The following is a 13,824-nucleotide window of genomic DNA, read 5'->3' on the forward strand; positions in this document are numbered from 1 at the left end:
GACCGGCCAGGTCTTATTTACGGAGATCAGATTAGAGGAGGTCGACATCCCTTGCCAGCTATCAATACTTACATGGCGATACTAACAAACAGAGGGGTAAAAAAATTCATCCAGCTCATGCATCAGGGGCAGGGGAATACCATTTCCGGAGAATTGGCAAGAATGATTGACCCCCGCATTTTGAAGAAATTGTCAAAAACAATGAATGTTATTGCGGTTACCGGGACGAACGGAAAAACAACAACCTGCAATTTGATTTCCAATATTTTCAAGTCGGGGCATATCCCGTCTGTTCATAATTCATTGGGCAATAATCTGATGTCGGGCATCACGACAGCATTTATTGATGACGCCGGTCTTAATGGAAAGATGAAAGACAAATGGGCGATTGTTGAAGTGGATGAAGCGACAATGATCCCCTTCCTTAAGGAAATCACACCTAAAATCATTGTGATCAACAATTTCTTCCGGGATCAGCTGGATCGGTATGGAGAGATTGACTTATTGATTGAAAAGATTTATAAGGCGATCGAAAATGTCGACGCAAAGCTTGTTTTAAATGCCGATGATCCATTTGTTAACCGTTTCTCCGATCTCAAGAATGAGAAAATATACTTCGGTATCGGCCCTGACGCGATTCATTTTGAAAAAAACAGCATGGCGGACTCAAAATATTGCCCGCATTGCGGCAGACCGCTCCAATATTCACATACCTTTTATGGGCAGCTCGGCTACTACTCATGCGAATGCGGTTTTAAAAGACACGACCCGAAGTTCGAGCTGGAGAACGTACGAAAAGCAGATCACGGTTATGAAATGACGATTAATCAGTCGGACTATACGCTTAGCCTCTCAGGTGTGCACAACATTTATAATGCACTGGCAGCTTTTTCCGTCGCGCAGGAAATTCGGATTCCTGTCGAGGCCATCAGAGAGGGACTAGAGACGTATAGTGTAAAGAATGGCAGAATGACGACGTATATGATCAATCATGCCCGCCAGGTGCTGAACCTCGTGAAGAATCCGGCAGGTTATAATATAACAATTTCTGAAGTCAACGATGATCCTCAGAAAAAACAAATTGTGCTCTTTCTGAACGATTTCGAGGCAGACGGTGAAGATATTTCCTGGATCTGGGATGTGGATTTTGAAAAATTCAGAAACGAGAATGTATGGCAGATCATTTGCAGCGGTACGAGAGCTTATGATTTGGCCATCAGGATGAAATACGCAGAGATCGAGGAGGGAAAAGTCAGGATTATTCCCGACCTGAAAAAAGCAATCGATCAGGCCTTGGATTCAAAATCTCTAACTTATTACTTGCCGAATTACACACCGCTTGAGCATGTCAGAAGCTATCTGGAACAAAAGATGCAGTCCGATCATTCTTTTCCCGTTACGGAAAAGAGGATGGTCCGAAATTAGACTTGATTCAGGAGGAGCTTGCCAGGGACCGGAGTGCCGGTATCACTAATAAAAGGGGTTCTTAATGTGAAATCGTTGACTCTTTTTCATTTTTTTCCGGATAAATTAAACCTTTACGGCGACCGGGGAAATATTTTAACATTGAAGAAAAGATGTGAATGGCGTGAAATTTCATTAAACGTCGTTCCTATTAATAAAATTGATCAGGCGAGTGACGTTCCGCTCTCTCAGGCCGACATTCTTTTTATAGGCGGCGGGAGTGACAGAGAACAGGCTCTCTGTACGGAAGAATTAAAGAAAATCAAGGATAGCTTTAAATCCGCTGTAGAAGACGGGACACCCTGTCTGGCGGTATGCGGCGGATATCAGTTTCTCGGCAACTATTATCAGATGCTAAGCGGTGAGAAACTTGAGGGATTAAGCATCGTGGATTTTTACACGATTTCTAAAGAAAACCGATTAGTCGGAGACGTACTGATGGAGTCGGAAACATTCGGTAAACTCGTTGGATTTGAAAATCACGCGGGTCAGACCTTTCATCCTTACGAAACGCTTGGTACGGTTATTAAGGGCTACGGAAACAACAAGAAGGATAAGAAGGAAGGACTTGTTTATAAACACTTGATCGGCACCTATCTCCATGGCCCGGTTCTTCCGAAAAATCCCTCTATTGCTGATTTTCTCATTGGCAACGCGCTCGATCGCAAGTATGGCCAGGCAAAACTTGCGGATCTCGATGACTCGTGGGAACATGAAGCCGCCGAGAAAGTGTGGAGCAGATACGCCTGATTCCGCCTTTTCAATGTTCGCCGTGTTAATCATAAGAATCATCAGGTGGTGCCGGTATTTATCAAAATCGGTACCTTTTTTCTTGTCTTCGTTGCAGTGGGAGAGGCCTTGCTAAATGATTGACGCGAGACTATTGGCGTGTATTTTAAGACTCTGATTCGTGATGAAACGAATTGAAAAATCAGTGCCCCTGCTTGATTTCGATCATATTCATCCACCCGTTTTTGAGCGCAAGTTCCGTCGGTTTGCCGGTTTCATCAATCATATTAAATGCAACTAGTTCATGAAACAACTCTTCGTAGCTGAGACCATAATATGATCTGAGCTGTTCCGATCCGATCGGCAGCTTTTCTTTGTATTCCTGTTCTCCCATTTTAATTCTCTCCTTTATTGGGTTTGAGGACCTTTCGGGCTGAGACAAGATAGCGTCCGACAGGCTACTGCTGCGGACTCTCCGTTTCAAGCATTCATGGCAGATGACGATTAAGAGTGAAGATTTATTTCGCCTAACTTTACTTCAATAACTTTACGGCTGATCCCTTCTCTTTTGAGCGGTTGGTCGCGGAAACCGCTCGACAGGAAAATCTTATTTTTCAAAGTACTCGCTTCCCAGGGGACGAGGTTAAGCGTTTTGAATAAATCATCCTGCGGAAATCGGTTCTTTTTTTAAGTACTTTTTGTTGAATGGGAGAAAAAGAAGGGGAAATATTTTCGGGAGAACGATGGAAGGGTCAAGAAATGCGGAGATTCATGGTTTGGAACGATCGCATCGAGGCAGTTCACTGGAAAAATAAAAAAACACCTGGACAATTAATCCAAGTGTTTCGGAAAACCGGGTCAGGCCCGTACATCAATGAATTTTCCTGCCGTTCCGTTGCCATCATTATCCCGGCTGCCCGCTTTGTCAGTGTCGTTGTCGTGATCACGATCTGCAGAAACGGCCTGATTCTGTGCGGCAGCCTGCTGCGAATGCTGAGCCGGAGATTGCTGATAAACAGCAAAAGAAGAAGGACTTGAAACACCGCTTATTGGCATATTTTCACCTCCCTGTCAGATGGTATATCGTAAATTTTCAAGTTAAATTTCACAAAAACGGGCCAAATGTAACATCTATCAAAATAATTACACAATCGCGTGACAATGTACTTAAAAGTGATTTTTTTTTAAAAATACCAATCATAAAAGAGAAGAGTCGATGTCTGTTTTTTGACGGACTTCTTCGCAGATTGCTTCTTTCATTTTAAGCTGGTCAAGGGCCGAATTAACCTCAAGAGCTTTCTTGATGGCAGAGACACCCGGGTTCTTCTTATCCATATTGCATAAGGCTATACCCTTTCTTGCATAGGCAATGGAAATCAGATCATATCTTTTCTGAGTGTGGTCGAGGACATTAGATCCGCGTGCCGCGCCCAATTCCTTCTTTCTACAGAAAACGACTTTGAAAATGTTCATTCATATGCAATCAAAATCTGGGAACGGCTTTCTAATCTGGATAGCTGGTATTCAATCGAACTCAAACTGATCAATAATATTTTCTTTTTGTTTCCTCTTGATACAGGGACTGCAATCGTAGAAAGGGCTTTGCGGGAGATCAATAAATTTTCCTACATCAACGGCAATTATAGGCTGAAACCTGCCTATCTATTAAATATGACGCTCCTGCTCATCAATAATAGACAGTTTCCTGGTGCCTGCCGCTATGCGGATCAAGCGATACAGGAATGCGCCGGAGCTCTTTTTCGGCTGCGTTTTGCGGCTGTGAGGGCCTGTCCCGCTCATATCGATTGGATTTACATATTTTTTGGAGTAAGTGACAGGACAAGTTGAGAGCCGTGCTTCGAGCGCCCGAGTGTCAGCCGTTGTTGCGTCTCTCATTTTTTTGACGTTTGTTTGTGAAATATTTCTTATTCTGAAGCGACTAAGAAATAAAAAAATGTATAATGAAAGCCAGCAGTCGAGAGAAGATCATTCTTCTCTTTTATTGCCTTTCTCCGTTTTCGCAAAAGAAACAGCCGTGGAAATGGAACGTCTAATGCTGCAAGCTGAATGATTGCCGTTTGGAAGAGCCTTGTCGGTATGACTTGAGGGAAAATTTATTCTGGGTAGTAGATCAGATCAAAGAAAGACGCCTCCTGATCTGATTCGTTGCGATAGGTATGAGCGCTGCCGGCGGTGAAAAGAAGGGCGTCGCCGGCATGGAGTACAGAGGTTTGTTCATTGATCGTCAGGGCGACCGATCCTGTTGAGATCAGCATATATTCTTCTCCGGTGTGCCCTTCGGATGTGTGGGCGGCGTGCGGCTTCAGTTTAACGAGATAAATTTCATATTTTTTTTCAGGGTGGTAAGGAAAAAGTGAATACACACTGTATTTTTTCCTATCGTCCAAAGCGGGGGAGAGGTTCCGGCTGTCAATTTTTTTAATTTCCGCAGCCTCTTCTTTCATTAGAGAAGAAAAGGAAACTTGAAGGCCCGAAGCAATTTTCCATAGTGTGCTGACCGTAGGGCTGGATTTTCCCTTTTCGATTTGTGAGAGCATCGATTTGCTGACTCCGGTGAGCGAGGCAGCTCCGTCCAGGCTCAATCCCTTTTGATTTCGGACGGCTTGTAAATTTCGTGCGATGCAGTGCTGCAGATGATCCATGATCGAACCTCCAAAGTGATTTGTTGTTGACAATTATAACACATGATAATAGTATATAGCATACATATGTTCTTTATAACAAACATCATCTGAATGGTGGGATCGTGATGAGTGAGATGGTCAATGTACCGGCGGATGCCGCCCGGGAAGCACCGACCTTTTCTCAAGGTGTCAGGGACTGTCTGCCGACTCTTCTTGGCTATGTCGGGATTGCTTTTGCGGCTGGAATTGTCGGATCGGCGACGCATTTAAGTGTTCTTGAAAATGCGCTTCTAGCGGCGTGGATCTACGCCGGCGCGTCACAGTTTATCATTTGTGCCATGCTGGCGGCCGGAAGCCCGTATTCGGCGATCATTTTTACGACATTTATTGTGAACAGCAGGCATTTTCTCCTTTGCTCCACACTTGCCCCATCCTTCGTGAAGTATGGTCTCTTGAAGAACATCGGTATGGGTGTTCTTGTGACGGATGAAACCTTTGCGGTAGCAATTGGAAAAATTATAAAAAAACAAGGGATCAGCGCACGCTGGATGTACGGCCTCAATCTTTCGGCGTATGTTGTCTGGATCGTTTCATGCACGGCGGGTGCCCTGCTCGGAAAATGGGTGCCGTCTCCGGATTCGTTGGGCCTGGATTTTGCTTTGACAGCTATGTTCTGCGCCTTGCTTGTTCTGCACCTGGACGGGATAAAACGGAGCAGACTCGTGCATCAACTTTTTCTTGTTTTTTGCACCGTTTTCTTGATGGCAGTGTTATCTTTTTTCATGTCTTCATATCTTGCCGTGCTGACATCAACACTTATAGGCGCAACGATTGGGGTGCTGACGGAAAAATGACGGTTCAGATAAGTAATCTGCTGCTTTTCCTTGGATGCGCTCTGGTTACAGCGTTGCCGCGCGTTCTACCGTTTATTGTTATTCGCAGTATCCGCTTGCCGGCACCGGTTATTAAATGGCTGGCCTATATTCCCGTATGTATTATGACCGCACTCATTGTCAGCAGCCTTTTTATCCGATCTGGCGGCCGTGTACTGATCGATTGGCAAGCGGCAGTCGCAGTTTTACCTGCATTAATTGTTTCAATTCTGACTAAAAATCTGCTCTATGCGGTCATTGCCGGTGTTGCGGCGATGGCGCTACTTCGGTTCTTAAGCTGAAGAACTTTGTGCCTCATGGAGCCAAAAGAGAATAGTTATCGAAGCATGGAGAATATTAAAAATAGAAATGGAAATTTTTTTCTTTACAAATTTAAATTTTGGAAGTAAGCTATGTTACGGTTTGATTATAGTTTCAATCTTAAATCGCTTAATTCGTCACGAAGCGGGGGAACCAGTTGCGGCCGAAGCCGCATGGGGTGAATCCTGTCACAAGGTAGGGCAACTCTTTTGCCCGAATCCGTCAGCTAACCTCGCCAGCGTTCAAGGAGAAGGTTGCGGTAACTGTGCATTCTGAATGAAAACCGCAGAGCCTGCGCTCTGCGGTTTTTGCCTCTCTTCGAAAAAAAGGGTTGGACTAAAAGAAAGGTGAGGTTTCATGGGTGAGGTAGAGTGGTTAAATATTGCTGTAGTTATTGTTGTGGCTTTTTTGGGCTGGCTTGGCATCTCGCACTTTAATTCCGTCAAGCGCGTTCTGATCGGGCGGCCGATGAAAAGCGAGGCGTTAAGATCAAATCGCACGCTGCTTTTATGGTGGATCGCTCTGCCGATCTTGTCGGCGGACCTTTATTCCTCTGTTGCTTACGGTCCTGAAGCGGGCATGTCCGAACTGGTTCAGCTGGGCTCTGGTGCGAAATGGCTGATTTTGCCGTTGACCGTAGCGACTGTACTGCTGCTTGCAATCTTAATCAATTCTTATATTATGGGTGTTCTCGCTTATCCGAACGGTGGCGGGGCTTATGCGATTGCGAAAAACAATTTTAAGCAGCCCTGGGTGGCGGTTACGGCGTCAAGCGCGCTTCTTGTCGATTATGTGCTGACAGTGGCCGTGTCCGTCTCGGCTGCAATGGCAGCCATTGCCTCTGCCTATCCTATTGTTACTCCCTATCGGACAACGCTTGCTCTTGTCTGCATTCTCGTGATGGTCATTATCAATCTGCGCGGTGTTGCCGAAGCCGCCAATTTACTCGCCTGGCCGACTTTTTTATTCATGGCCTGTATGCTTGCCCTTATCTTTTTCGGCTTTGCCGATGAAGTGCGGCACGGTTTCGTCCAGGCAGCCACACCTGCTTTCGGAACAGTGCCGAAAGATCTGACCACACTTCTGATTTTGAAGGCTTTCAGTTCCACTTGTTCAGCTCTGACCGGTATCGAGACGATCTCCAACTCGGTGCCGATTTTTCGGGAGCCAAAGCAAAAAAATGCGATAAAGACGTATATAGCCCTGGGAATCCTTGAAGGTGTGACGCTGCTTGGATTTACCTACCATCTCTATGTTCGCGGGATAACTGTTAATTCAAGTAATACAATGCTGTCGCAATTGGCGGGGCTGACTTTCGGACATGGATGGATCTACCAGCTGATCACCTGGTCAACCTTTGTCGTTCTTATCTTAGCCGCAAATTCAACATTTAATGGTTTTTCACAACTCGCGGCTATTGTTGCCTCGGATGGCTATCTTCCCCGCAAGCTCGCACAGCGGGGCGACCGGTTGTCCTATTCCAATGGTATATTGATGGTGGCGGCTCTCGCCGGTCTGCTTGTCGCACTTTTTCATTCCAATACAAACAGCTTGATACCGCTCTATGCGATCGGTGTGTTTGTCTCTTTTACCATTGCCCAAGTGGGTCTTGTCCGTCGCTGGAACCGTGTGAAAGGGCGTCACTGGCGGATAAACCGGGCGATCAACGGCGTCGGTTCCATCGTGACAATGGTTGTCACAGTAATCTTTGCGGTTACGAAGTTTACAAGCGGTGCCTGGCTGATTATCGTCATTTTACCTCTCTTTGTCTCTTTTTCGTTGTCCATATCGCGGCACTATCAGGAGGTCGCCCGGCAGCTTCGCATTGATCTGGCGAAAGATCGTCCAACAGCCCATAAAGTGACGTCGATTGTCCTTGTTTCCGGCATTCACCGTGTGGTCGATAACACTTTGTCATTCGCAAAGAGTCTAGGAACGAACGTGATTGCCGTATATGTCGGCTTTGATGAGGCATCAATAGAGAAGATACAGAAGCGATGGGAGGAATGGGGCTCACCATGTGAACTTGTCGTGCTTAGAAGCCAGTACCGGTCTCTGCTCGCGCCGATTTCGTCTTTCATCCATGATCTAGAGGCTAAGAAGAGCGAAGGGGATTATATTCACATTCTGATGCCACAGTTCATTATGAGGAAGGGCTGGCACAACCTGTTGCATAACCAGAGTGCGCTGATTCTCCGCGCCTGGCTGTTCCTGCATAAAGACGTTGTAATCACAACGGTTCCTTTTCATTTGAAAAAATAAAAAATATTTTCGGATTGTTTTAAACTCCGTTTGCCAATACTCTTTTTTCCGGCGAGCTTTCTAAACACAAAACTGTAGTTTTTTTAAACGAATGGATGAAGCAAAGCTGCTGAAGGTGCAGGAACCGGGAATGAAAGAAAATCTAAAGAGGCCTGAATCAAGCGCTGCTTGTTGCTCAATAAATCAGGAATGAAAACAGCCGGCATGAATGTCTTGAGTCATGCCGGCTGTTTTTATTGATTTGAATGTTTCTTTCCGTATAAAGGATGTTTAATGAGCAAAATGATTTATTGATTCAGCACGAACTTTTCAACGGCGTAAGCGACACCGTCTTCCGTATTGGTTCGCGTGATAAACTGAGCCGCTGCTTTCACATCGTCGATCGCGTTTCCCATGGCTACACCCAAACCTGCGTAACGAATCATTGCCAAATCGTTTTCCTGGTCTCCGAGCGTCATCATTTCATCGGCGCGGATGCCAAGATGACGGCCAAGAGCCTGCAGTCCTTTTCCCTTATCGACTTCTTTATTCAGGATTTCTAGGAGAAACGGTCTTGATTTCATGATGGTGTACTTCTCCGTAATAAATTCAGGTATCTGCTCAATTGCCTGATCCAGGGCTTGCTGATCGGTACAGAAAATCGCTTTGTTGATTTTCAAATCGTCTGGAAGCGCAGCCATGGAAACACTGACGAACGGCAGCGCCTTCATGATATTCCCGTACAATGAAGGCTTTCCCGCGGGCGGAGCAGGGCTGTAGACCTTTTCCAGATCAATAAAATTCATCGGTACACCAAGCTCTTGGCTTAAAGCATAGAGCGAAACAACATCGCTCTTGGTCAGGATCTTCTCGGACAAAATCTTTCCCGTATCCGTTTTCTGCACCAGGCCGCCGTTGTAGGTAATCGCGAAGTCGCCGCTTTCCCTTAGTCCCAGTTCATCCAGATAATGCGCGATGCCGAGCAGCGGCCTGCCCGAACACAGAACCACCTTGACACCCTGTTCCTTTGCCCGCTTCAGCACTGTCTGTGTTTCTGTCGTAATTTTTTTCTCTTCGTTCAGCAATGTTCCGTCCAGATCGATAGCTACCAGCTTAATCATTCATTTTTCCTCCATGAAAGAACGCTTTTCATAATAATCTAAGTATACTGCTTCACAGTTAAAAGTGGGAATAATGGATCATGGTGATTTTAGGCTGTTTATCCATTGATTCATACAAAAATATTTTCTGAAATATGAGCTGAATTTGTCGCGTTTTACGAAATCTGCGGCCCTGTTAAGCTGTAATCCGCTTTCAGTTTACAAGATTGCCCGGCAATAGTATACTCAAGTCAAAGTTCGACTTACATAACCGACCACATTGGAGGAAATGCGACATGGATTGCAGGTTTGACGTGAGAAACGACAGAGATCTTACCATGCTGGTGGATTTCTACGAACTCACGATGGGGAACAGTTATCTGGAAGAAGGAGTGGGCGACCAGATCGTCTATTTTGATATGTATTTCCGCAGGGTGCCTGACGGCGGCGGCTATTGTATTATGGCCGGTGTTGACCAGCTGATTGACTATTTAAAGGATCTTCACTTCACGGAAGATGACATCAAGTATCTCAGATCGACCGGCCAGTTTTCCGAGAAATTTCTGGATTATCTGGCTCATTTCACGTTTACGTGCGACGTATGGGCCATTCCTGAAGGCTATCCTGTTTTTCCAAATGAACCGCTTGTGACAGTCAGAGGACCTGCGATTCAGGCGCAGCTTCTCGAGACGATGGTGCTTGTCACCATCAATCATCAGACGCTGATCGCAACGAAAGCGAACCGGATTTGCCGTGTTGCCGGGAAGAGGCCGGTGATGGAATTCGGTTCCAGGCGCGCACAGGGTTATGACGGAGCAATTTATGGAGCAAGAGCTGCAGTCATAGGAGGCTGTTCAGCCACGGCCAACACGCTGGCCGGAATGATGTTTGATATTCCCGTTTCGGGAACGATGGCGCATAGCTGGATTCAGTTGTTTGACAGTGAGCTTGAGTCTTTTCGCGCGTGGGCGAATGCTTACCCGGACCAGTGTCTGCTGCTGATTGATACGTACAATGTGCTGAAATCCGGACTTCCGAACGCCATCACGGTATTCCGCGAACTGAAGGAGAAAGGACACAAGCCGCTTGGCATCCGTATCGATTCCGGAGATATCACCTATCTGACGAAGAAAGTCAGAAAAGCTCTGGACGAAGCGGGATTTCCGGAAGCCGTCATCGTCATCTCCAACTCACTTGACGAGCATATCATCAAGGATGTCCTTGCCGAAGGCGCACAGATTAATTCCTTCGGTGTCGGCGAACGGCTGATCACGGCCAGGTCCGAACCGGTTTTCGGCGGTGTCTACAAAATGGTCGCTGTTGAAAAGGACGGGAAAATTATTCCCCGGATTAAAATTAGTGAAAATGAAGAGAAGATCACTAATCCAGGATTCAAAAAAATCTACCGGATTTATGAAAAAGATGCGGATAAGGCAATCGCCGATCTTATCTGCGACTATGATGAGTCATTGGACGACAGTCGGCCGCTGACCATCTTCGATCCGGTATACACCTGGAAAAAGAAGACCTTGGTAAACTATAAAGCGGAGCTGCTGCGCAAGCAGATTTTCAGCAGCGGCAAGCTCTGCTACGAGAGCCCGTCAGTGCGAGAAATTCAAAAGTTTGCGTCACAGCAGGTCGATCGCCAGTGGGCAGAGGTGCTTCGCTTTGAAAATCCGCATAATTATTACGTGGATCTCTCAAGAAAAGTTTGGGACAAGAAACACAATCTGCTGAACAATTATTCTGAAGAATTCAGCGGAAAATAACTGATTCTTTTATTAAATAACCAGATAAGGATGCGGCCGGAGACGGCCGCATTTTTTGTACTATAGGAAAGTATAGCGACCGAACAGATCGCCGCGTCCTGCGGCACGTTCGGCATTAGGCCGTCCTGGCCCCCGCAACTAAGGCTCAGCCTACGCCAAAGGCCCCGCTTCGCCAAGTTTTCCAATCTGGAAAATTATAATGTGTGAACTTAGGGATAATTGTCCGTAAAATTCTTAAGGGGCCCGGACCATTTTCGGATGAAGTTCCACAGAGCAGTTTTCGAAATTAGGAGCAGCTTTTCCTTGTTTTTCATCCGTTTCCTAAGCCTGTTCGATTGCCGAAATCACTTTTATGTAATAGAATCGTGACATACATAGATTGACAATCGGAGGAGAAAGAGATTTGAAGCTTATATCTTGGAATGTTAATGGTTTTCGCGCTTTGCAGAGAAAAATGGATGTTTCTCAGTGGCTGAATGAATTGGATGCAGATGCATTATGCATCCAGGAAACGAAATTACAGAAGGATCAGGTTGACGTTCAAATACCGGGCTATTATCAATTCTGGAATGACGCGGAGAAAAAAGGCTATTCCGGTACTGCAATATTTACCCGGAAAGAACCGCTGAATGTGACTTACGGAATAGGCATTGATAAGCATGATCACGAAGGCCGAGTGATCACCCTGGAGTATGACCCATTTTATCTGATGACCGTCTACACACCGAATGCACGGCGGGATTTGAAACGGCTTGAATACCGCCTTGAATGGGGAAAAGATTTTGTTCATTTCATCGGTGAGCTGGACAGCCGGAAACCGGTCATTTTTTGCGGGGATCTGAATGTCGCTCATCAGGAGATCGATCTGAAGAATCCGAAAAACAATATGAAAAATGCCGGATTCACGGCAGAAGAAAGAGAAGACTTCTCGCAGCTTCTTGCGGCAGGTTTTGCCGACAGCTTCAGATATCTTTATCCTGACCGCGAGGGTGCTTATTCGTGGTGGTCTTACATGGGCAACGCGCGAGGCCGGAACATCGGATGGCGGATTGACTACTTCGTTGTTTCCAATCGATTAACTGCAAAAGTTAAGGATTCGAAAATATTGAGCGATGTTTTCGGATCCGATCACTGTCCTGTAGAACTGGATATTGCCGAGTGAGCGGATGCCTGCCTTTCCACAAAATCAAAAAACGTACAGCGAAAGAGTAACGGCACCGACAAAAAAGCATATCGCTATAATCAGACTGCCGCTTCATTTATAATGGTTTTTGAGCAGTTTTTCAATTGATCATTTTCGGGAAGGAATGTTATTGATGTCATCTTATAGTGAATTGTTTCAGCCGCTTGATCTGCCCAATGGCGTGCGTCTTTCCAATCGAATTGCCATCGCACCGATGACGACTTGGTCAGGCAACCTTAACGGTACCGTGTCCGATCAGGAACTGGCCTACTATAAACGTCGCGCGGCGCTGGCTGCATTGTTTGTTTCGGCTTGTATTGCCGTATCGCCAACCGGGCTTGCTTTTGATCACCAGTTTATCGCCTATGACGATGCCGTGCTCCCGAGATTAAAAAAAATGGCGGAAGCGATGAAATCTGCGGGGAGCAAAGCCGTTCTGCAGATTCATCACGGCGGCAGCGAGGCAGATAAACGCTTTGTGATCTTTAATCAAACGGTCAGTGCGAGTGCCGTACCGTCATTTTCAAATCCGGAAGAAGTGCCGGCCGCTCTGTCTGAGGAACAAATCGAGACCATCATTAAGGAATTTGGCTTTGCAGCACGACAGGCAATTAAAGCCGGTTTTGACGGAATAGAGATCCATGGGGCGAACCATTATCTGATTCAGCAATTTGTGTCCGCACACTTCAATCAGCGAAGCGATGAATGGGGCGGGACACTGGATAAGCGGCTGCGGTTTCCTTTTGCGGTTCTTGAAGAAGTGCAGTCGGTTGTCAAAAAATATGCAGACGATTCGTTTATTATCGGCTATCGGTTTTCACCTGAGGAAATCCATCGTGAATACGGGTACAGCGTCGATGACACACTGCGTTTGGTCGACGGACTGATCGAACGGGGCATACACTATCTCCACGCGTCGCAGCAGAATATTAAAACCGCACCGCACGGCAGTGAACCGGGCAGTGAAACGATTGTCCATAAGCTGGCGGAGCATATTCATGGCCGCGTTCCGCTCATTGCCGTCGGGGGCATTCATCTGCCTGAAGAGGCTGTGAACGGCCTGAACGATGGTGCGGATATGATTGCTTTGGGCCGTGAAGTTATTATGGACCCGGACTGGACACAGAAAGTCCGTGATCAGCAGATTGATAAAATCAATGTGACGCTTTCTCCGTCCCGTCAGGAGGAACTTGTTGTTCCTGATCGGCTCTGGAAGATCATCACCCAGCCTACAGGCTGGTTCCCCCTTGACTGAGGGAATCGTCTTACGAAAAATGAATATCTACCGTGAGAAAACGCACCGGAAGAATCAGCTTTCCGGTGCGTTTTCCAGGTGTATATCCCCGGCGCATGTTAGATCTCAATTGTATTGATGATAAGTTCAAATAAAGTTATTTACTAGGAGCAGTGTAAAGTAGCATTTTCCCGGTGAACTAAACAGCCATTCAGGAAAACAGTTATTTACTCATGCTGGCATACCCGTAGTCAACCACAGATTTC

The 13,824-nt window shown here is 46.2% G+C and carries 14 protein-coding genes and 1 riboswitch; of the genes, 9 read left to right on the forward strand and 5 right to left on the reverse strand.

Annotated elements, in window-relative coordinates:
• Positions 1–51: 51 nt before the first annotated feature.
• Entirely contained in the window at positions 52–1,425 is a 1,374-nt protein-coding gene (locus IEX81_RS09670; RefSeq protein WP_188802881.1) for a MurT ligase domain-containing protein, read from the forward strand.
• 66 nt (positions 1,426–1,491) lie between these two features.
• Entirely contained in the window at positions 1,492–2,214 is a 723-nt protein-coding gene (locus IEX81_RS09675) for a type 1 glutamine amidotransferase (protein ID WP_188802882.1), read from the forward strand.
• A gap of 181 nt (positions 2,215–2,395) precedes the next feature.
• Here the strand turns inward: IEX81_RS09675 and IEX81_RS09680 are convergent, their stop codons facing one another.
• The 3 genes from IEX81_RS09680 to IEX81_RS09690 form a co-directional block, all read right to left on the reverse strand.
• Entirely contained in the window at positions 2,396–2,587 is a 192-nt protein-coding gene (locus IEX81_RS09680) for a hypothetical protein (protein WP_188802883.1), read from the reverse strand.
• A gap of 464 nt (positions 2,588–3,051) precedes the next feature.
• Positions 3,052–3,249, reverse strand: coding sequence for a hypothetical protein (locus IEX81_RS09685; RefSeq protein WP_188802884.1), 198 nt, complete (start codon positions 3,247–3,249; stop codon positions 3,052–3,054).
• 141 nt (positions 3,250–3,390) lie between these two features.
• Complete coding sequence (locus IEX81_RS09690) at positions 3,391–3,666, reverse strand: hypothetical protein (protein WP_188802885.1); 276 nt, start codon at positions 3,664–3,666, stop codon at positions 3,391–3,393.
• Here IEX81_RS09690 and IEX81_RS16855 point away from each other — a divergent pair.
• Positions 3,592–4,041, forward strand: coding sequence for an Rgg family transcriptional regulator (locus tag IEX81_RS16855; RefSeq protein WP_373292365.1), 450 nt, complete (start codon positions 3,592–3,594; stop codon positions 4,039–4,041). The genes IEX81_RS09690 and IEX81_RS16855 overlap by 75 nt on opposite strands.
• 266 nt (positions 4,042–4,307) lie before the next feature.
• Here the strand turns inward: IEX81_RS16855 and IEX81_RS09695 are convergent, their stop codons facing one another.
• The gene (locus tag IEX81_RS09695; protein ID WP_188802886.1) at positions 4,308–4,856 is read right to left on the reverse strand and encodes a helix-turn-helix domain-containing protein; all 549 of its coding nucleotides are present in this window, start codon (positions 4,854–4,856) and stop codon (positions 4,308–4,310) included.
• 107 nt (positions 4,857–4,963) lie between these two features.
• Between IEX81_RS09695 and IEX81_RS09700 the strand changes: the two genes are divergently transcribed.
• The 3 genes from IEX81_RS09700 (at position 4,964) to kimA (ending at position 8,293) form a co-directional block, all read left to right on the forward strand.
• Positions 4,964–5,692, forward strand: coding sequence for an AzlC family ABC transporter permease (locus IEX81_RS09700; RefSeq protein WP_373292366.1), 729 nt, complete (start codon positions 4,964–4,966; stop codon positions 5,690–5,692).
• Entirely contained in the window at positions 5,689–6,012 is a 324-nt protein-coding gene (locus tag IEX81_RS09705; protein ID WP_188802887.1) for an AzlD domain-containing protein, read from the forward strand. Before IEX81_RS09700 ends, IEX81_RS09705 begins: the two co-directional genes overlap by 4 nt.
• 135 nt (positions 6,013–6,147) lie before the next feature.
• Positions 6,148–6,286: riboswitch (cyclic di-AMP (ydaO/yuaA leader) on the forward strand.
• A gap of 102 nt (positions 6,287–6,388) precedes the next feature.
• Complete coding sequence (kimA, locus tag IEX81_RS09710) at positions 6,389–8,293, forward strand: potassium transporter KimA (RefSeq protein ID WP_188802888.1); 1,905 nt, start codon at positions 6,389–6,391, stop codon at positions 8,291–8,293.
• 287 nt (positions 8,294–8,580) lie between these two features.
• Here kimA and yidA read toward each other — a convergent pair whose 3' ends face one another.
• Entirely contained in the window at positions 8,581–9,393 is an 813-nt protein-coding gene (gene yidA, locus IEX81_RS09715; protein ID WP_188802889.1) for a sugar-phosphatase, read from the reverse strand.
• A gap of 275 nt (positions 9,394–9,668) precedes the next feature.
• On the opposite strand from yidA, the gene IEX81_RS09720 reads away from it, so the two are divergent.
• The 3 genes from IEX81_RS09720 (at position 9,669) to IEX81_RS09730 (ending at position 13,579) form a co-directional block, all read left to right on the forward strand.
• Positions 9,669–11,141: a nicotinate phosphoribosyltransferase gene (locus IEX81_RS09720; protein WP_188802890.1), complete on the forward strand. Its 1,473-nt coding sequence runs from the start codon at positions 9,669–9,671 to the stop codon at positions 11,139–11,141.
• A gap of 403 nt (positions 11,142–11,544) precedes the next feature.
• Entirely contained in the window at positions 11,545–12,303 is a 759-nt protein-coding gene (locus IEX81_RS09725; protein WP_188802891.1) for an exodeoxyribonuclease III, read from the forward strand.
• A gap of 154 nt (positions 12,304–12,457) precedes the next feature.
• Positions 12,458–13,579 carry an NADH-dependent flavin oxidoreductase gene (locus tag IEX81_RS09730; RefSeq protein ID WP_188802892.1) on the forward strand — a complete coding sequence of 374 codons (1,122 nt, stop codon included), beginning with the start codon at positions 12,458–12,460 and terminating at the stop codon, positions 13,577–13,579.
• Positions 13,580–13,824 lie beyond the last annotated feature (245 nt).

The organism is Sporolactobacillus putidus (assembly GCF_014647035.1).
Lineage (GTDB): Bacteria > Bacillota > Bacilli > Bacillales > Sporolactobacillaceae > Sporolactobacillus > Sporolactobacillus putidus.